At 39.3% G+C, this 16,919-nt stretch carries 19 protein-coding genes and 1 other RNA gene; 4 read left to right on the forward strand and 16 right to left on the reverse strand.

Annotation, left to right across the window (positions count from 1 at the left end; genetic code table 11):
- Positions 1–23: 23 nt before the first annotated feature.
- A complete protein-coding gene (locus ABC361_RS10090; RefSeq protein WP_413073862.1) occupies positions 24–1,520 on the reverse strand; it encodes a carboxypeptidase M32 in 1,497 nt (498 codons plus the stop codon).
- Between the two features lie 105 nt (positions 1,521–1,625).
- On the opposite strand from ABC361_RS10090, the gene ABC361_RS10095 reads away from it, so the two are divergent.
- Positions 1,626–1,943, forward strand: coding sequence for an iron-sulfur cluster biosynthesis family protein (locus tag ABC361_RS10095; protein ID WP_413073863.1), 318 nt, complete (start codon positions 1,626–1,628; stop codon positions 1,941–1,943).
- Positions 1,944–1,968: 25 nt separating this feature from the next.
- On the opposite strand, the gene ABC361_RS10100 is transcribed toward ABC361_RS10095, so the two are convergent.
- The 12 genes from ABC361_RS10100 to ABC361_RS10155 form a co-directional block, all read right to left on the reverse strand.
- Entirely contained in the window at positions 1,969–2,247 is a 279-nt protein-coding gene (locus ABC361_RS10100) for a DUF2564 family protein (protein WP_413073864.1), read from the reverse strand.
- Between the two features lie 77 nt (positions 2,248–2,324).
- On the reverse strand, positions 2,325–3,791 hold the full coding sequence (locus ABC361_RS10105) for a gluconokinase (RefSeq protein WP_413073865.1): 1,467 nt from the start codon (positions 3,789–3,791) through the stop codon (positions 2,325–2,327).
- Positions 3,792–3,808: 17 nt separating this feature from the next.
- Positions 3,809–4,093, reverse strand: coding sequence for a hypothetical protein (locus ABC361_RS10110; RefSeq protein WP_413073866.1), 285 nt, complete (start codon positions 4,091–4,093; stop codon positions 3,809–3,811).
- 135 nt (positions 4,094–4,228) lie between these two features.
- Positions 4,229–5,365 carry a THUMP domain-containing class I SAM-dependent RNA methyltransferase gene (locus ABC361_RS10115; protein WP_413073867.1) on the reverse strand — a complete coding sequence of 379 codons (1,137 nt, stop codon included), beginning with the start codon at positions 5,363–5,365 and terminating at the stop codon, positions 4,229–4,231.
- Between the two features lie 12 nt (positions 5,366–5,377).
- Positions 5,378–5,641, reverse strand: a complete 264-nt coding sequence (locus ABC361_RS10120; RefSeq protein ID WP_413073868.1) for a hypothetical protein — start codon at positions 5,639–5,641, stop codon at positions 5,378–5,380.
- Positions 5,642–5,740: 99 nt separating this feature from the next.
- Positions 5,741–6,114: RNase P RNA component class B (rnpB, locus tag ABC361_RS10125), an RNA gene on the reverse strand.
- Between the two features lie 54 nt (positions 6,115–6,168).
- Positions 6,169–6,576 (reverse strand): ribonuclease HI family protein, encoded by a 408-nt coding sequence (locus ABC361_RS10130; protein ID WP_413073869.1) that lies wholly within the window; start codon positions 6,574–6,576, stop codon positions 6,169–6,171.
- Entirely contained in the window at positions 6,573–6,899 is a 327-nt protein-coding gene (gene gpsB / locus ABC361_RS10135; RefSeq protein WP_413073870.1) for a cell division regulator GpsB, read from the reverse strand. The genes ABC361_RS10130 and gpsB overlap by 4 nt, the downstream gene beginning before the upstream one ends.
- 102 nt (positions 6,900–7,001) lie before the next feature.
- A complete protein-coding gene (locus ABC361_RS10140; RefSeq protein ID WP_413073871.1) occupies positions 7,002–7,541 on the reverse strand; it encodes an SLOG family protein in 540 nt (179 codons plus the stop codon).
- Between the two features lie 50 nt (positions 7,542–7,591).
- A complete protein-coding gene (locus tag ABC361_RS10145) occupies positions 7,592–8,068 on the reverse strand; it encodes a spore coat protein (protein ID WP_413073872.1) in 477 nt (158 codons plus the stop codon).
- A gap of 193 nt (positions 8,069–8,261) precedes the next feature.
- On the reverse strand, positions 8,262–9,440 hold the full coding sequence (locus ABC361_RS10150) for a ribonuclease H-like domain-containing protein (RefSeq protein WP_413073873.1): 1,179 nt from the start codon (positions 9,438–9,440) through the stop codon (positions 8,262–8,264).
- Between the two features lie 77 nt (positions 9,441–9,517).
- Complete coding sequence (locus ABC361_RS10155) at positions 9,518–11,770, reverse strand: DEAD/DEAH box helicase (protein WP_413073874.1); 2,253 nt, start codon at positions 11,768–11,770, stop codon at positions 9,518–9,520.
- Between the two features lie 160 nt (positions 11,771–11,930).
- Here ABC361_RS10155 and pepF point away from each other — a divergent pair, with 160 nt between their 5' ends.
- Positions 11,931–13,730, forward strand: coding sequence for an oligoendopeptidase F (gene pepF / locus ABC361_RS10160; RefSeq protein ID WP_413073875.1), 1,800 nt, complete (start codon positions 11,931–11,933; stop codon positions 13,728–13,730).
- Between the two features lie 26 nt (positions 13,731–13,756).
- Here pepF and ABC361_RS10165 read toward each other — a convergent pair whose 3' ends face one another.
- The 3 genes from ABC361_RS10165 to ABC361_RS10175 form a co-directional block, all read right to left on the reverse strand.
- Entirely contained in the window at positions 13,757–14,449 is a 693-nt protein-coding gene (locus ABC361_RS10165) for a hypothetical protein (RefSeq protein ID WP_413073876.1), read from the reverse strand.
- Positions 14,450–14,546: 97 nt separating this feature from the next.
- Positions 14,547–15,161 (reverse strand): alpha/beta hydrolase, encoded by a 615-nt coding sequence (locus ABC361_RS10170; RefSeq protein WP_413073877.1) that lies wholly within the window; start codon positions 15,159–15,161, stop codon positions 14,547–14,549.
- A 105-nt stretch (positions 15,162–15,266) separates the two neighbouring features.
- Positions 15,267–15,428: a hypothetical protein gene (locus ABC361_RS10175; protein WP_176554230.1), complete on the reverse strand. Its 162-nt coding sequence runs from the start codon at positions 15,426–15,428 to the stop codon at positions 15,267–15,269.
- Between the two features lie 694 nt (positions 15,429–16,122).
- On the opposite strand from ABC361_RS10175, the gene ABC361_RS10180 reads away from it, so the two are divergent.
- Positions 16,123–16,653, forward strand: coding sequence for a hypothetical protein (locus ABC361_RS10180; protein ID WP_413073878.1), 531 nt, complete (start codon positions 16,123–16,125; stop codon positions 16,651–16,653).
- A 97-nt stretch (positions 16,654–16,750) separates the two neighbouring features.
- On the forward strand, positions 16,751–16,903 hold the full coding sequence (locus ABC361_RS10185; RefSeq protein ID WP_413073879.1) for an aspartyl-phosphate phosphatase Spo0E family protein: 153 nt from the start codon (positions 16,751–16,753) through the stop codon (positions 16,901–16,903).
- Positions 16,904–16,919: the final 16 nt, after the last annotated feature.

The raw sequence follows: 16,919 nt of genomic DNA on the forward strand, positions 1-16,919 counted from the left end.
TGGAACATTTCCAAGTCTTTTTTTTATAAGCGATAAAGCTTTGTGTATTTCTCTGTTAAATACTGAATGAGAGGTGTTGGATCAATTCCACCACCTGTGATGCTTTCAATAAGGTCTTTTGGCTTTTTCACTGCACCATATTGGTGAATTCGTTCCGTTAGCCATACACGGATTGGTTCAAGTTGTTTTGTTCTTACTAATTCCTCAAAGTTCGGGAATTCTTGTTTTAACACTTCGTTTATTTGTGCTGCATAAATAAATCCAAGAGCGTAAGACGGGAAGTAGCCAAAGTCTCCAGATGACCAGTGTACATCTTGTAAAACCCCTTCACCATCGTTACTTGGCACAATCCCTAAGTATTCTTCCATTTTTTCGTTCCAAAGCTTTGGTAAATCCTCAACCTCTATTGATCCTTCAAATAACCCTTTTTCAAGTTCATAACGAAGAATAATATGTAAACAGTATGTTAATTCATCTGCTTCTATGCGAATCATCGACGGTTTTGCTTCGTTTAAACCGAAATAAAAGTCTTGTAACGAGACATGTTTAAATTGAGCTGGCGCGAATGTCGTTAAATCTGCATACATAGCTTCCCAAAAAGGATACGATTGTCCAATAAATTTTTCCCAGAAAAGGGATTGGGATTCATGAATGCCCATTGATGTGCCACTTGCTAGACCGTATGGGATCAACTCTTCTGATATGTTTTGCTCATATAGCGCATGTCCTCCTTCGTGAATGGTTCCCAACAGTGCAACACGAAAATCTTGTTCATTGTATTTCGTTGTTACGCGCACATCACTTGGGTTTATGCCGATTGCAAAAGGATGTACACTTTCATCTAAACGACCTTTGTTAAAATTGTAGCCCATCGTGTTTAAAAAAGATTTGCTTAGTTCTTCTTGTTTTTCTTTTGGAAATGATTTAAAAAGAAACGAAGTATCCGGTTGGTCAGATGCATGTATGACTTTCTGAATCAAAGGGATAAGGTGTTCTTTTATTGTTGCAAATACGGTATCAAGGGTGTCGGTGAAAACACCAGGCTCATATTGATCCAATAGGGTATTGTATGGATGTTGTTCATAGCCTAAGTATTGAACAAAACGCTTTTTAAATGCGACAATCTCTTGTAAATAAGGTTTGAAGATTTCAAAATCGTTTTTTTCCTTTGCTTCTTCCCACTTGACTTCTGCATTCGTTTGCAACTTCACAAATGCTAAATAATCATCAACTGGGATTTTTGTATTCTGATTATACGCTTTTTCTGCTTCTTCAATAGCTCTACTTAATATTTCCGATTGCTCTTGTTCTTTTTTTAATTCATCAATTAAATCTTTTAAATCACCTGAAGTTGTCATCTCGTACAATTCACTTGATAACGTCTCCATTATTTCAGCACGCTGCGTAACGCCACCAGCTGGAGCCCCAGTTCGTGCATCCCAAATTACTAGACCAAGCATTTGTTCAAAATGATTTTTTCGTTTTAAATATTCAAGAAATTTTTCTTCGGTTTGAGTCATGTTATCGCCACCCTTCCGTTCTAGCATACGTCTAAATTGCTTGTAGGACAAGACAAAAGACGAGAGATTGAAGTTATGATACACTAATCTCGTAGGAGTGATAAGATGAATGTTGAAATTACCGATGCGGCAGTAGCGTTTTATCAAAATGAAATGAATTTAACACCAGGCGATCAGCTTCGATTGTTTGTACGAGTTGGCGGAGTAGGTTCAGGTGGTTTTTCTGTGGGTATTACGAGAGAAATTGAAGGGCATAATTATGAGATGCTTGAGAAAAAAGGCATTCAGTTCTTTGTTGCTAAAGATGATTTATGGTACATCGATGGCATGAAAATTGATTATGATGACGATCGTGACATGGTCATGTTTACCCAATCAAAATTTGATAATTTAGATCATCCTTTATTCATAAAAGAAACATGAGCCAACGTTGGCTCATGTTTTTCATTTAACTATAGTCGTTGTCCTGCGCTTCATCCAGCTGATGACTAGCTTGATCGAGAAGCGCTGAAGAATGGGCAAAAAAAGCTTCGTCTATATTCCCTTGGTAAGCCAGTGCTTGCTTAAATTGTTCTTCCGCTTGTTCAAGTGCTTGCGTTGCTGCTTCTAATTGCTGCCCGTCCATGCTTCGTGTGGCTTGTCCGATCATATGTTGAGCGGCTTTAATCGCCAGTTCAATTTGTTCTAAATTGCGATAGCCATCTTCTTGGTTTGAATACTGATTCATGAAGTCAACCTCCCTTTTGTTTTACTATAAACAAAAGAGTTGTTTTTTATACATAAGTTTACATAATATTTATATGGTTAACTACCTTCATGAGAATTTAATTTTGGAAAAGCTGGTTCCAATTGCTTATAGAGCATCTCATACAAATTAAATTGCTTCTTATAGATGTGGTGATCCGTTTCGTTCGGTTCAAATTGCTCACTATATGCTTGATTCTGTTTTTCTAACGCACCACGTGCTAGCCTTACTGCACCTAATGCAGAAGCATGATATGTTTCTTGCAGGCGAACCGGTTTTCCTGATATATCAGCGAGAAGCTGGACCCATTTTTTTGATCGGGCAAACCCTCCAGATGCTTGAATTCGTGTAATAGGTGCAACTGATTCTTCCAAAGATGTTAAAACGGATTGTAAACTGTAAAGGATCCCCTCTAACACAGCACGACTAAAGTGAGCACGGGTGTGTGTTCGTCTCATCCCAATAAAAGCTCCACTTGCCTCTCCATTCCAGTGAGGTGCTCGTTCACCATTTAAAAATGGTAAAAATAGTAGTCCGTCTGCGCCTGGGCGTACGGTAAAAGCTTCTTCAATGATCTCATTTACAGTGGCACCTTTTGCAAAGTGCTCAATAAACCATTCCAACGCAATACCACCGTTATTTGTCGCTCCACCAGCAATCCAAGTTGAATCATTTAGCACGTAGCAAAACGTTCTCATATCTGCATCGGTTAACGGTTGTGAAGTTGTCATTCGTACAGCGCCACTTGTCCCAATCGTCAGTGTTGCAACGTTTTCAATTAGCCCTCCAGCGCCAACATTCGCAAGCACACCATCACTGGCACCTATTGTAAATGTACATGATTCTGCAAATGAAAACGCTTGAAGAATTTCCGTTCTTTTAGAGAAGCGATAGTCTGTCGGCACAATTGGTGATAGTTTCTCTTGGTCGAGCTGCAAGAATGATAGAATACTAGCGTCCCACTGCTTTGTGTGCAGGTTATATATCCCTGTGCTACTTGCTAAAGATTGATCTACCGCGAATTCGCCAAATAAATGAAAACATATAAATTCTTTTATAGAAATAAATTTATAGGTGCTTGAAAAAATCTCTGGCCAATGTTCTCTTATCCATGTTAATTTCCCAATCCAAGACATCGGATGAATGGGTGTTCCTGTTTTTGTATAAAATTGTCTTCCTTGTTCCGTATCTTTTAACGTATTTGTAATCGTTTGTGAGCGTGTATCTGCCCAAGTTAGTAAGTTTGTTAATGGTCTACCTGTTTTGTCTATAGCCATTAAAGAATGCATGGCTGAAGAAAAAGATAAGCTTGTTATATCAGCTGGAGCGATTTCCGTCTCGGTAAGAATCTGTCTCATACTATGTAAAGCAGCTTCACGAATGGCGACTGGATCTTGTTCTGCATAAGAAGGTTTTTCTTGAATTAACGGATAGCTTGTTTCGTGCTCAGAGATCTGAAGGTAGTCCTGAGAGAATAAAACGACTTTCGTGCTTGTTGTTCCAATATCAATAGCTAGTGAATACATGTTGTAACCCCTTTACGTTAAAGCATCCGTTTATACCCTAAGTCATGAAACCATAAGAAATCATTGCGGTCTAATGCCACTAACTGTAAGGCTTGGTAATCGATATCTAATAGATGACTGTCCACGGGCATGATGTCTTTATAATAGATTAAAATCGGTTCCTTAGAACGACTCTTGTCTATTGTATAAAAAAAATACGTTTGATACATTAATTCTTGGCAAATGCATGAAGGATTTTTTTCAATCCATCCTAAAATTTTGTTCATCCCTCTTTGAATATAAATCCAAGAACCATCTTTCAATTTACTCACTCCTTATATGCCTTTTTGTTAGTTTATCTGTTTAGTGAATTTTTATGAATTCTAATACGGTGAATGAAATTATTTTATTTTGATAAAAAAGGCAACCCTTTTTTGTAATTGGGTTGCCTTCTAACATTAGATACGTGGTGGTCTTGGTCCGAAAAATTGATAATAATCGGTTTTAATATTTCCGTTATATAGTTTGCGCTTTTTACTCGCTTTTTTTCCGTATAATGTTTCAAAATCTTCATGCGACGTCAATACATAAACGGACCACGTTTCAAACGATTTCATGATTTGACCCATATCTTTGTACATGGCTTCGACTTCTTCTTGTTCACCTATCCGCTCTCCATATGGTGGATTTGCAACAAGCACACCGTAACGTCCTCGGTGACTAAAATCACTAATTTGCATTTGTTTAAACGAAATAAGATCGGCAAAACCTGCTTCTGCAGCATTGTTTTTCGCTAATTCAATCGAGCGGTGATCAATATCTGAACCGACGATATCTAGTTTTTGATCATACTTTGCTAAATCTTCTACTTCTTGCCGCGCTTTATTCCAATGATCTTCTCCGACCCAGTGCCAGTCTTCCGATACAAAATCACGATTAAATCCAGGAGCAATATTTTGTCCAATAAGTGCTGCTTCAATTGCCAATGTTCCAGATCCACAAAACGGATCTGCAAATGGTCGATCTACATTCCACGTGGTGAGTTGAACCATCGCAGCCGCTAACGTTTCTTTTAACGGTGCCTGGTTATGTAACGCTCGATAACCACGTTGATGTAGCCCGACGCCACTTGAATCAATCGTAAGTTGCGCCTGATCTTTCAATAACGCGACTTCAATTCGGTATAATGGACCATCTTCATCAAACCATCCACGTTTGTATTGTTTTTTCAAGCTTTCTACAACCGCTTTTTTTACAATAGCTTGGCAATCGGAAACGCTAAATAATTGTGATTTAACCGAGCGGCCAATTACCGGAAATTCTGCATGTGGTGGTAATAGGTCAGCCCACGGCAACGCTTTTGTTTTTTCAAACAGCTCATCAAATGTCAATGCTTTAAATGAGCCAACTAAAATTTTTATACGATCTGCAGTTCTTAACCATAAATTTGCGCGGGGAATCGCTTCAACTGATGATGTAAAGACGACCCTGCCGTTTTCAACCGTTACATCTTCATAACCAAGTGCCTTTACTTCACGGGCACATATCGCTTCTAACCCCATTGTCGTTGTTGCTATTAACGTGACCTTACTCATTCTTATCCTCCCTTAGTACCAAATGACGCCACCTTGCGATTCTGCATAAAATGCACCGACAATCGCTACAAGTCCAAACGCCAAGACAAGTAAAGTGCCCATTTTTTTTGCTGATTCAGAACGATGATAAAGAAATACAGCAAGTGTATAAAATGCGAACACCGTTAATAAAAAGATTCCTCCTAATCCAAACAAGTAGCCTTGTATGCCGAAACCAATTACGTTTAAAAGAAACAAAACGGCCCCTAGACCGTACATCACTTTTTCTTGTGTCATCTGCTTCCCTCATTTCTGTCTTTTTTGTTAGTGTACCAGAAACAAAATAAAAAAACCCTCAAAAGGGTTTTTACACGTTTATAAATTCATCATCATGTCACTCATAAGCCATGTTCTGTCCTTTTGTACTGCAAACGGTGATGAACCTCGTACTCCAGTAACAATCATCTATCTACGAATTACCGTCCTTATAGTTCCGTTCAATTTCGGACTACAAAATGCCCCTACCATTGTTTGGGTTTCTCGCTCGTGGGGTTTACCTCGTTCCACTCTACTCGTTTCCAAGCAGACTTCGTCACTGTGGCACTTTCAAAGAGTGTATCCCATGTCGTTAAACGATTTAGGGAAGCCTCTTGCCGTCAGTTATGCAACTGCCCTAGCTTATTTATTGGCTAGGCACGATCACTACTGGCTTCGCAGCCAGTGCGAGCATGGACTTTCCTCTACACATTGTGCAGCGATTGTCTCATGACATGACTATTCATAAACGACTTGTTCATTATAGCGCAAAATCTTAGATTTTACAATCATTCTTTAAACATGCGTTTTGGTTCTCGAATAGCTAGCCGAGCAAGTTCATCCGCTTTCTTGTTTTGCTTACTAGGGACCCATTTAATAAAAAATAACTCAAATGAATGGAGCAAGTGCTGAACCTTATTCATATAAGGTTCAAACTGTTTCCGTTTCACGTAGCCTTTTTCGACAGCTTCACTTACAAGTTTTGAGTCGGTTTGAATGAATAAATGTGATAACTGCTTTTTCTTAGCTAACGATAAAGCAATCACTAATGCTTCAAATTCAGCCTCATGATTATTTTTTAAACCAATATGATAGCGGTGTTCATCTGTTTGTCCATCATCGTAAACAATCAGTATGCCTACACCTGATGGGCCAGGATTTCCTGCACTAGCTCCGTCAATTGCTAGACGGTTCATTCGTACATTTTGCTTCCAAATACTTTTTTCTCTAAATTTGAAAGTCGTTGTAAAATATCGTAGTTTGTACTTCCTGCTGATTGTGGTTGTGGTTGTGGCGCACTTTGACTTCTTGATGGCCGATCGCTTTGACGTTTCATTTCTTGTCTTAATTCTTCATTTTCTTTTATTAACTGATCGACTTTACGTTGATACGCTTCATAATCTTGGATGACAACATCTAAAAACTTATCAACCTCGTCTTGGTTATACCCTCTCATGCCAGTTTTAAAATCTTTATCTAGGATTTCTTTGGCATTTAACTTAATCTCAACTGAACTCATTTCTATCACCTCTTGTTCGATTCCACCTACAGTCTATTTTTCCAAAATACTTACGTAAAGTCAATTTAAACAGTACGGTTTTGATATTTTTAAGAAATCTGTTTAAAAATCATCAAGTGCTTCTCTTCTTGCTTCTTCGATTTCTTCTGGAGAAATCATGTAGATAGGCTTGTCCAAAGATCGCGCCACGTTTATGTAATATTTTGGCGACCCTTCCTTTTCTTCTTCATACAAAACAAGAACGGCATCTGTCTTTTGAACTAAATATTCATTTTTCACTTTTAACTGTGTCGGATTTTCATAAGGACGTTTTGATATAGAGTCAACGTAATCTGCTTTTACTAACCGTTCATGGTAGCGTTCCTGTAGACGCTCATTCCACTTAGACTCTTGCTCTTCAAAAGGTGTTAATAGGCCGAGCTGAATGGTTGGGTAGTCAGATTCCTGTAAATCACTCACTACATCCATTGCCCACTGTTCTACGCCAAGCTGTCCACTTGTAATAAACCACGTTGCCCCTTCTTCAATGAGCGCAATAATCCGTTTTTTTAGCACGAGCTTAATCCATTGAACGCCTTCATGTGATTCATTAAAGACGCCAAGCTCATGCATTTTATATCCTGTTACTAGGACAGCATTCATGTTGTTCCTCCTTAATAAAAGAGCGAGCCAATTAGCCCGCTCGCTACTACTTATTTCTTAAAGCCGTTATACGGTGATACATTTGAAGGTTTCATATTGCTCATAGGCGCTGTGTTGTTCGGTTTCATATTGCTCATTGGAGCTGTATTGTTCGGCTTCATGTTGTTCATTGGCGCCATATTGTTTGGCTTCATATTAGATGGTGATACATTTGCAGGCATATTATTATTCATCGGCTTTTCACAATACTGCTCGTTCATCACGTGCTCTTGCACGCTATCCGTATGTGGATAATGATGAATGTGCTTATAAACATGGTTTTTCACATGAGTTGTGTGAGAAGGATGGATTTCTGGAACAATATACTCTTGCGTACTTTCGACAACATTATGCTGAGTTGGATGAACAACAGCAGGTAATTCTTGCGAACAAGTTGGCATCGTCATGTTTGGCTTATGGTTGCCACCACACGGGTCACACATAGGTTTTGGTGGGCAACAATGATGTTGTGGTCTTTTATGAAACATAAGTTAAAGTCCTCCTTTAATTTTAAGTCACTATTACCTTATGTTCATACCCACCTAGGTGTACTAGTTGATTGACCCATTTTTTGCGTTAATTTCTTCATCCATTTTAAATTAGCGTGCACGAATGTCGTCGATTCCCTTACTAAATCACACGATTTTAGTCGAGTTATGCGCTTCCCCAGGAAATAATTCATTATTTCTTATTCAGTCGCTCCACTCGTTTTATTGCGTCGCTTCGTTCTCGCTCATTTTTTGCAAAAGATAGAGCAAGATGAGCATAATGAGCCGCTTGATTGATATCTTTCACATAGTGTTCATACATAAGAGCCAGTTCAATGGCGCTTTGCCACCTGAATGGTTCACTCATTAAACATTCTTTAAAATCGATTGTTGCTTCTTGATAATGTTGGCCTTTTTTTAATCCATATCCCCTCAAATACCGCGCCTCGAGGACCTCATTATGATCAGTTGTCTCATGATTAATGATGCTCGTAAACATGTCATGTGAAAGTGGATACGCACCATTCGCTTGAGCCCACTTCGCCAACTGCAACCGTTCGTGTAGTGACGTCTCTTCTTCCCAATCCGTGATTTTTTCAGTTAAGCGTGCATAAAGCGCGATTAATGACAGCACATCTTTTTCATGATGTTCCAAAATACTTGTGATGTATTCAAGCTTCTGCTCGCGTACAAAATCAAAATATAATAACGGAATCAAATGAGAAGGCGTATCTTCCGTCCGTTTTATTCCAAGAATCTCATCTTCCAACACACCTAATCGGCAAGATGGTAAGTGATGTTTCCATAACCGCCTCGCCGCATGCAACAGATCATAATGTCCAAATTGAGGAAGTTTTGGCACCGTATCACGTAAATACGCATGCCTCGTTTTTAAACGAGGCCAGTCAAACGCCTTGCCGTTAAAACTAACTAAATGGTCAAGTTTTCCAACATCATGGAGAAAATAATGATATAAAGCAGACTCCGCGTCAGGAGACGGTAAAAAATATTGACGTACAACAACCGCATTTTCTTCAAAACACGCAAAGCCAAGTAAAAACATTTGTGTCCCCGCACCTGCACTTAAGCCCGTTGTTTCAGTATCAAAGAAAATTAATTTCTTTAACGAAATTCCTTTGCTTGATAATGGGTGAGCAAATGACGTTGACTCCCATTTCAGTAAGTCATCTTGATACTCGCGAAACGTTTTTTTACCGTATGTTCGATCAAGAGTATGCTTTGTTTCACGTATGTAGCATACTTGATCCTCAAAATGATGCGGGATCAATCCAAATTCATGCCAATCGCTTGCACTTTTTTCTACTTTTGTAGCAGTTTTTATTGACTCTCTCTGCGGAGGTTCTTGTTTCATATGAACTTCCATTCGTTTTAGCTTTGCTTTTAATGACATGTTTATCACGTTCCCTTTTAATACGGTATGTGAAATTATTATACGTTTGTTTTAAGACTATGAATAAACTGGCTTAATTTTTTCTTAAACGATGGGTCTTCTTTTACTTCTCCAATGCACGCTGGGCATCCATAAGAACATTGACAGTGTGCGATTAAATTTTGCATATGGTCCAATACACTGCCCATATGGGAATAAAGCTCTTTTGCTAAACCTATCCCACCAGGATAAGCATCATAAATAAACACAGTTGGCTTTCCCGTAACATCTGCTTTTACTTGTGGTGTCACGTGAATATCATTGCGTTCACACATCAAATGAAGCGGTGCAACGTGATGGATAAGTGTCGCAAAGCTAACAAGAAACGCTTCCGTTGCCTTTCGTTCCATGTTTAAAGAATGGAATGTAAGCCACATACTATTTGTATGCATTTCTTCTTCTGGTAAATGAACCGGTCCTGAACCGATGTTTTCCATTGTAGCAAGACGGATTTTTTTAAAGATCGTTACTTTTCCTGTAACCATGACATCGCCGTATGACATTGTGACTAGCTCCAGAGGCTTTTCATTGTCTTCTTCAAGGATCGTTAACGACACGGCTAAATTAGCATCTGTGAAATAATCGACTTTCACTTCGCGGACAAAGGCTTTTTTCTCATCCCAATCCAAATATTCGACTTGGAATTGGATTCCTTGATGGAGATAAATCGCTTCGTCATGAAGCAGTGTCATTGCGCTAAATCGATCCATTTCCCCAATGACTTTGTGAGCTGTTACATCGCTCTGATCAATAATAACAACATTTTCTTGCGATGCCGACCGTAAACTGATCCCGTGAGCTGGAAAAGCATCGGTCATCCAATACCAGCGATCTTTTTTTTGTAAGAGAACTTGTTTTTCTGTTAGATAATCCAAATATTCGTCAACAACTTCTCCTACAAACGTTTCTCCGGTTCGGAAAGGAAGTTCATAGGCAGCGCATTTAAGGTGATCCAAATAAATAATTAAATTTAGCGGGTTTACTCGTGCTGTTTCAGGACTGCGTTCAAAAAAATACGCAGGATGGTTCATAATATATTGATCAATAGGCGTGGACGCAGCTACCATGATCACGACCGCTTCATTTTGCCTACGACCAGCTCGTCCCGCTTGCTGCCATGCACTCGCAATTGAACCTGGATAGCCAGTTAGAATACAAACTTCTAATTGTCCAATATCTACACCTAATTCAAGGGCATTTGTTGACACAACGCCAATTACTTCACCGGAACGTAAGCCTTTTTCAATGTCTCGACGCTGGTTTGGTAAATATCCTCCCCGATAGCCAGCAATCGTTGCTTTTCCGAACCGATGTTTCGTTAATTGTTGGAGTTTATTCAACATTATCTCAACGCGAACACGGCTTCTTGCAAACAAAATGGTTTGAATGCCTTCTCGTAAAAAACCTTCTGCTAATTCTTGCGCTGATCGCATCGCACTCTGTCTAATTTGCAACGGTTCATTCACAATAGGAGGATTATAAAAAATAAAATGCTTTTTTCCACTCGGCGCTCCACTTTCCGTTATTACTTGAAACGGTTCGCGAATTAATGTTTCCGCTAATTCTCTTGGGTTAGCGATTGTAGCCGATGTACATATAAAAGTTGGGTTTGACCCGTAATAAGCACAAATTCGTTTTAATCGCTCCACGACATTCGCGACGTGGCTACCAAACACACCACGATATGTGTGAAGTTCATCAATGACGATATAGTCTAATTGCTCAAAAAAAGCAACCCACTTCGTATGATGAGGTAAAATCGCCGAATGAAGCATGTCAGGATTTGTAATGACGACATTGCCCGCCTCGCGAACGCTGGTCCGAATTTGCGGTGGCGTGTCGCCATCATACGTATGACATTTTAAATTGATACCAATATCAGCAATCATCTCATTTAATTCCGTCATTTGATCTTGCGCAAGGGCTTTTGTCGGAAACAAATACAATGCTCGACTTGAAGGATTCTCTACAAACGTTTTTAAGACAGGTAAGTGATAGCATAACGACTTGCCAGATGCTGTCGGCGTGACGGTTACAAAATGCTTACGCTCATGACCGTAAATAAGAGCCTCTCGTTGATGTGTATATAGTTCACTAATGCCGCGTTTTCGTAGACCGTGACAAATCCGAATATCAAGCCAGTCTGGAAATGCTTGAGTCCGTGCCTCTTTCGGCTCAATCTCGCGCCAATAGGTGACATTTTGATCTTGTTTTAATTCTTGTAATTTTTGTTGGAGTGTTTGTTTAAACATGATTTCCACCTCAAGAAGGATCTTTCTTCTATTTTAGCGAATGGTTGTTCTGTTGGCTACAATGAATTTCATGACACTTTTTGCTAGACTAGTGCCAATCATTGAAATTTAATGTATAATAAAAGATATTTCGATTTACGAAGTTTAGGAGGTAAAAAAGATGGAATTAACAAAACGCCAAGACATTCCAACTGAAGAAACGTGGAACTTACACGATCTTTTTTCTTCAACGGAAGAATGGAACGACGCACGCGAAAAGGTCGAACAAGCAGCAGCTAAATTATCTTTATTTACTGAAAAAATCGGGGAACGTGCGGAAAACCTTCTGCATGCTTTAGAAGCACGAGAAGCAGTTTTAGAGAAACTTGTGCCAGTCATGACGTATGCCTCACTTTCTCTCTCAAGTGACGGTACAGATGCAACCTCTCAAGGCAATTCTAGTTTAGCCCAAGGTACGCAAGCGCTCGTCCAAGCAGAATTGGCTAAAGTTGATGCCGAAATTTTAACATTGCCGCCTGCTATTATGGAGCAATTTCAAACAGAAAAAGAAGAGCTACAATTGTTTCGTGTATTCTTAGATAAATTGGCTGACACTCGCCCCTACGCGCTATCAAGTGAAACAGAAGAAGTGCTTGCTTCCTTATCTCCTATTCTCACAAGCCCTTATTCAACATATTTAACAAGCAAATCAGCGGATATGACCTTTCCCAATTTCACTGGCGCAAACGGCGAAGAACTTCCTCTTTCTTTTGCCCGCTTTGAAGATCAATATGAATTGTCGCCACATACAGAAGAGCGAAGAAACGCATTTATTACGTTTGACGACACGTTAAAAAAGTACGAGCATACATATGCAAAGCTATATGCTAGTGAAGTCACCAAGCAAGTGACGCTCGCACGGTTACGCGGTTACGAGTCGGCAGAACATATGTTACTTCACTCGCAGAACGTCACGCAAGCGATGTACCACAATCAACTTGATACGATCTATCAAGAATTAGCGCCGCACATGCAACGTTATGCAAAATTGAAAAAAGACGTTTTAGGGTTAGACACATTTGGCTTCTCAGACTTAAAAGCCCCTTTAGACCCTGATTTTGAGCCGGTTACATCGTATGAAGAAGCATATGACACAATTATTGAAGCCCTTAAACCATTAGGTGATGAATACGGTAAGATGTTAAAACGAGCGAAAGAAGAGCGCTGGGTTGATCGGGCTGACAACGTCGGGAAGGCAACTGGTGCGTTTTGTGCAAGTCCGTACGGCTCGCATCCTTATCTTTTGCTTACGTGGAAAGATACGATGCGCGGAGCATTTATTCTAGCCCATGAGCTCGGTCACGCTGGACATTTTTATCATGCTAACGCAGCTCAGCCTCTGCACGCGACACGGCCATCTACTTATTGTATTGAAGCCCCATCTACGATGAATGAATTATTTCTTGGCAATCATTTATTAGCACAAACCGATGATCCACGAATGAAACGCTGGATTACGCTTCAATTTATTGGTACGTACTATCATAACTTTGTTACACATTTACTAGAAGGAGAATTTCAACGACGTGTTTATGCCCTTGCGGAAGAAGGGATCCCACTTACCGCAATAAAATTACGCGAAACAAAGCAAGCCGTTTTAACTGGTTTTTGGGGTGACTCTGTGGAAATTAACGAGCGAGCAGGACGTACGTGGATGCGTCAACCGCATTATTATATGGGCTTATATCCGTACACGTATTCAGCCGGTTTAACAGCTGCAACAAAGGCTTATACCCTTTATCAAGAGCAAGGGCAACCGGTTGTTGATCAGTGGCTAGACATGCTTCGAGCTGGTGGAACGCTCGCTCCCCTTGATCTATTTAAACAAAGTGGCGTTGATATGGAAAGCAAAAAAACCATACAAGATGCTGTTGCATATGTTGGAGCCCTTATTAACGACCTCGTAAATAGTTATAAATAAAAAAAGTGTGCTACGGCACACTTTTTTTATTTATCTTCTTCGTTAGCCTGCAATAAAGCTTTGTAACCAGACCTCGTAAGCTGATTGTCTTCGTCAATAAAATTTGAATTTGCCAATGATTGGTTGCTATCTTTTGATAGACGAGGTAATAAACGCTGAATTTCATGGTTTAATGCAGCGAACGATCCTGACTCAAGAATATCAGGATCCATTGAAGCAGCGATTTCTCGCATGGGTGATTGTTTAACAAACAGTTTCTTTGTTCCTTTTACTACATTCATTAAACGACTTGACGCATTTAACCATTCTTGACGAACTTTTGACGTTTCGGTATCCGTTTGTTCTAAACGCTCGCGAATTCTTTCTTTTTCTAGTTCCTCTAATTCCGTTTTACTTAATAATTCTTCAAACAGCTGTGTACGATCAAGATCAAGCTTTTGTAGTTGAAATTCTTTTTCCTGCAAGGCTTCTAGGTCATGTTCTTTTGTTTTCTCTTGTTCTTGGTCCAATTGTGTCTGTTTCACTTCATCTTCTTGTAAAAATTGATCGAGCTTTTGCTCCAATCGTTTTGTTTTCAACACAAGAAAGACAAACAAAGCAATTAACGCTGAAAGGACGACAATTTGGTACCAAAGATTGCTAAGTAATGCTAAAGAAAATACACCAACTAACCCAACACCAGCAAGTGCATATAGCCAACTGTTTCTTTGTTCTTTCAACTTAGATTCAACCTTTCCATGCTGCTTTTCTTAAAAGCAGTGTAACGAAGTTTCGATTTTTTGTCCACTTTCAATAGAAAGGCTTCGCCCTACCCGATTATGCTTTTAACGCTTCATACCACGTTTTTGCTGCTTCAAGCTCTTCTCTTAACAATTGATGACCGCCATTTGTCCAGTAGCTTTCAACGGCCGCACCTGCATGTGTTAAATCTTGAATCAATGTCTCAGTTTCCGGAGCAGGAATCATCGGATCATTTTTTCCAGCACCTACGAAAACAGACGTGTTTGACAATGATGGTAGATCGTTTTTTTGTTGCGGTACCATGGCGTGAAATAAAAAGGCTCCTTTAAATACTGAACCATGTTCGTACATCATATTCGCTGCAATATTTGCTCCATTTGAATAGCCTAGCGCATAAATCTCTTGATCATTAAACTGATATTCTTGAGCAGCTTGTTTAATAAATTGATGAAGTTCATCTGTACGCTTTTTTAAATCTTCCATATCAAAGACACCTTCTTGAAGACGGCGGAAAAAACGCGGCATGCCATTTTCTAGCACATTTCCTCGTACCCCAAGGACATTCGCTTGCGTATCAATGATGTCCGCGAGGGGAAGCAAATCTTCTTCATTTCCACCAGTGCCATGTAAAAGAACAAATGTAGGTCCTTCTTTTTTATTTTCTTTATACATATGAATATGTTCCGTCATCTAAATCCCTCCATACTGCGTTCTTGCTTTAACTATAACAAATCCTCAAACAGTTTACCATGAAACTGTATTCTTTATTCAAGCAAAAAAGAACTAGCCACCAGACTAATTCCTTTTTTCTTCTTGCAGCTGTTTAATTTCTTTTTCTAGCACAGAAACATACTCTTCATAAATCTCAATGAAAGCTTCACGTCGATATTGTTCTTCTTCTTTTCTCATTTCATCAATTTTATATCGGTATTCTTCTTTAGAAGGCGTTACGCTCATTATTTTTTCCTCCTTCATTTTTTTCAAACAATAAGTGCCCTACCTCTCACCTATCGTTACGGTTCCTTGACCGAGCCACACGATTGAAAAAAATACACCGCAAGTTATTGAAGTCAAAATAGCACCTCTCCTTTTTCTGTGGACACTCTTCTTTACCCGTTCTATCTGTTTTAAAAACAAGAAATTAATTAAATCTGTACTAGCACAAAAAAAAGAGCCAAGAGGCTCATTAGGCATGATACGTATTAATCATATCTAAAATTGACATTTCCTCTTCTTGATGATCAACATGTTGCTGTTCTTTTTCTGGTACCATGTCATCTCCTCCTCAAATTGTTTTGTGCTTACTACTTACTATATGCCATTGTAGTATAACAGTCAACAGTTTTTTTGTTTGTTTTATAACAATATGTCAGTTTAATCCTTTTCACAACCCCTACACCGTCTCAAAACGACCATTCCCGCTCAATTGGCACCACAGGCACAAGGGCGACTTCGGTTTGCTCTGCTCTATTACTTACGCTCACGGTCTCGTCTTTATCCCGGCACGGTCTCAGCCATTTTTGCGTGAAATCTCGCTTCAATGCCTTTAAACACCTGCTGTTCTCGAGGGGCTCGTCGCCAATTTTATGTTGGATAACCCGCATAAAAACCGTTGATTCACGCACACTATCGTAAAAAAGGAGCGAGTCCCGTGAACAAGATGATAAAAATAACCCTTGTCTTTTCTGTTCTATGTCTACTTATGACTGCTTGCGTAGACGGGAACACACCTCAAGCCCAAGATGATGAAATAAAGAAATTATCAAATCGCCAAGATGTGAACCATTATAAATTAGAACAAACACCTGAAAGTGAAGCATATGCGTATGAGATTTCAACATATTTAGGAACAATCTTTCCCTATTTTTCAGATTTAGGTAAGAACATTGAAGGACATTCTGCTAAAGCAAGTGAACAAACTTCCGAACTAATTGCTCACGCCGAATCATTTGAAACGTCTCAACCTGTTGAACCGTTTAATGAGCTCATTGATTTGCACCACTCTTATCTCGTCGCTCTTCAAGAGCTTGACCATGCCATTGCGAATGAAGATTTAAACGATGAACGTTTGCATTATAGCTATGCAACACTAACCGCTCGATTGTATGCAATGGAGTATCAATCATTACTGTCTGAATATGGAATAAAAGCAGAAGCTCCGAACTTGTCGAGAATTGACTAAGAAAAGAAGTATTTGACTAGTTTTGAATAAAGCTTTTTCTTCTGATCAATTCACGCTATAATACTCCTTGTACTAATTCCATGGGTGGAGTGAAACCATGATTCATATTGATATAGAAGTCAAACGAAACGAAATGCATCTGATCGCAAAAAAATTCGGTCTCGGTGCAAGAAAAACTGTTAAATGCTCACAGGAACTTGATTTATTGTTAAATTGTTTACAACAACATAGAGGGAAATTCAGACGTTAACCTTGATTTTTAGGAA

Source organism: Shouchella phoenicis, assembly GCF_047238345.1.
Classification (GTDB): Bacteria; Bacillota; Bacilli; order Bacillales; family Bacillaceae_D; genus Shouchella.

Bases quoted from the DNA above. Each gene is read 5' to 3' on its own strand.
- ABC361_RS10090 (WP_413073862.1), bottom strand. From the start codon at position 1,520: ATGACTCAAACCGAAGAAAAATTTCTTGAATATTTAAAACGAAAAAAT.
- ABC361_RS10095 (WP_413073863.1), top strand. From the start codon at position 1,626: ATGAATGTTGAAATTACCGATGCGGCAGTAGCGTTTTATCAAAATGAA.
- ABC361_RS10100 (WP_413073864.1), bottom strand. From the start codon at position 2,247: ATGAATCAGTATTCAAACCAAGAAGATGGCTATCGCAATTTAGAACAA.
- ABC361_RS10105 (WP_413073865.1), bottom strand. From the start codon at position 3,791: ATGTATTCACTAGCTATTGATATTGGAACAACAAGCACGAAAGTCGTT.
- ABC361_RS10115 (WP_413073867.1), bottom strand. From the start codon at position 5,365: ATGAGTAAGGTCACGTTAATAGCAACAACGACAATGGGGTTAGAAGCG.
- ABC361_RS10120 (WP_413073868.1), bottom strand. From the start codon at position 5,641: ATGACACAAGAAAAAGTGATGTACGGTCTAGGGGCCGTTTTGTTTCTT.
- ABC361_RS10130 (WP_413073869.1), bottom strand. From the start codon at position 6,576: ATGAACCGTCTAGCAATTGACGGAGCTAGTGCAGGAAATCCTGGCCCA.
- gpsB (WP_413073870.1), bottom strand. From the start codon at position 6,899: ATGAGTTCAGTTGAGATTAAGTTAAATGCCAAAGAAATCCTAGATAAA.
- ABC361_RS10140 (WP_413073871.1), bottom strand. From the start codon at position 7,541: ATGAATGCTGTCCTAGTAACAGGATATAAAATGCATGAGCTTGGCGTC.
- ABC361_RS10145 (WP_413073872.1), bottom strand. From the start codon at position 8,068: ATGTTTCATAAAAGACCACAACATCATTGTTGCCCACCAAAACCTATG.
- ABC361_RS10150 (WP_413073873.1), bottom strand. From the start codon at position 9,440: ATGAAACAAGAACCTCCGCAGAGAGAGTCAATAAAAACTGCTACAAAA.
- ABC361_RS10155 (WP_413073874.1), bottom strand. From the start codon at position 11,770: ATGTTTAAACAAACACTCCAACAAAAATTACAAGAATTAAAACAAGAT.
- pepF (WP_413073875.1), top strand. From the start codon at position 11,931: ATGGAATTAACAAAACGCCAAGACATTCCAACTGAAGAAACGTGGAAC.
- ABC361_RS10170 (WP_413073877.1), bottom strand. From the start codon at position 15,161: ATGACGGAACATATTCATATGTATAAAGAAAATAAAAAAGAAGGACCT.
- ABC361_RS10175 (WP_176554230.1), bottom strand. From the start codon at position 15,428: ATGAGCGTAACGCCTTCTAAAGAAGAATACCGATATAAAATTGATGAA.
- ABC361_RS10185 (WP_413073879.1), top strand. From the start codon at position 16,751: ATGATTCATATTGATATAGAAGTCAAACGAAACGAAATGCATCTGATC.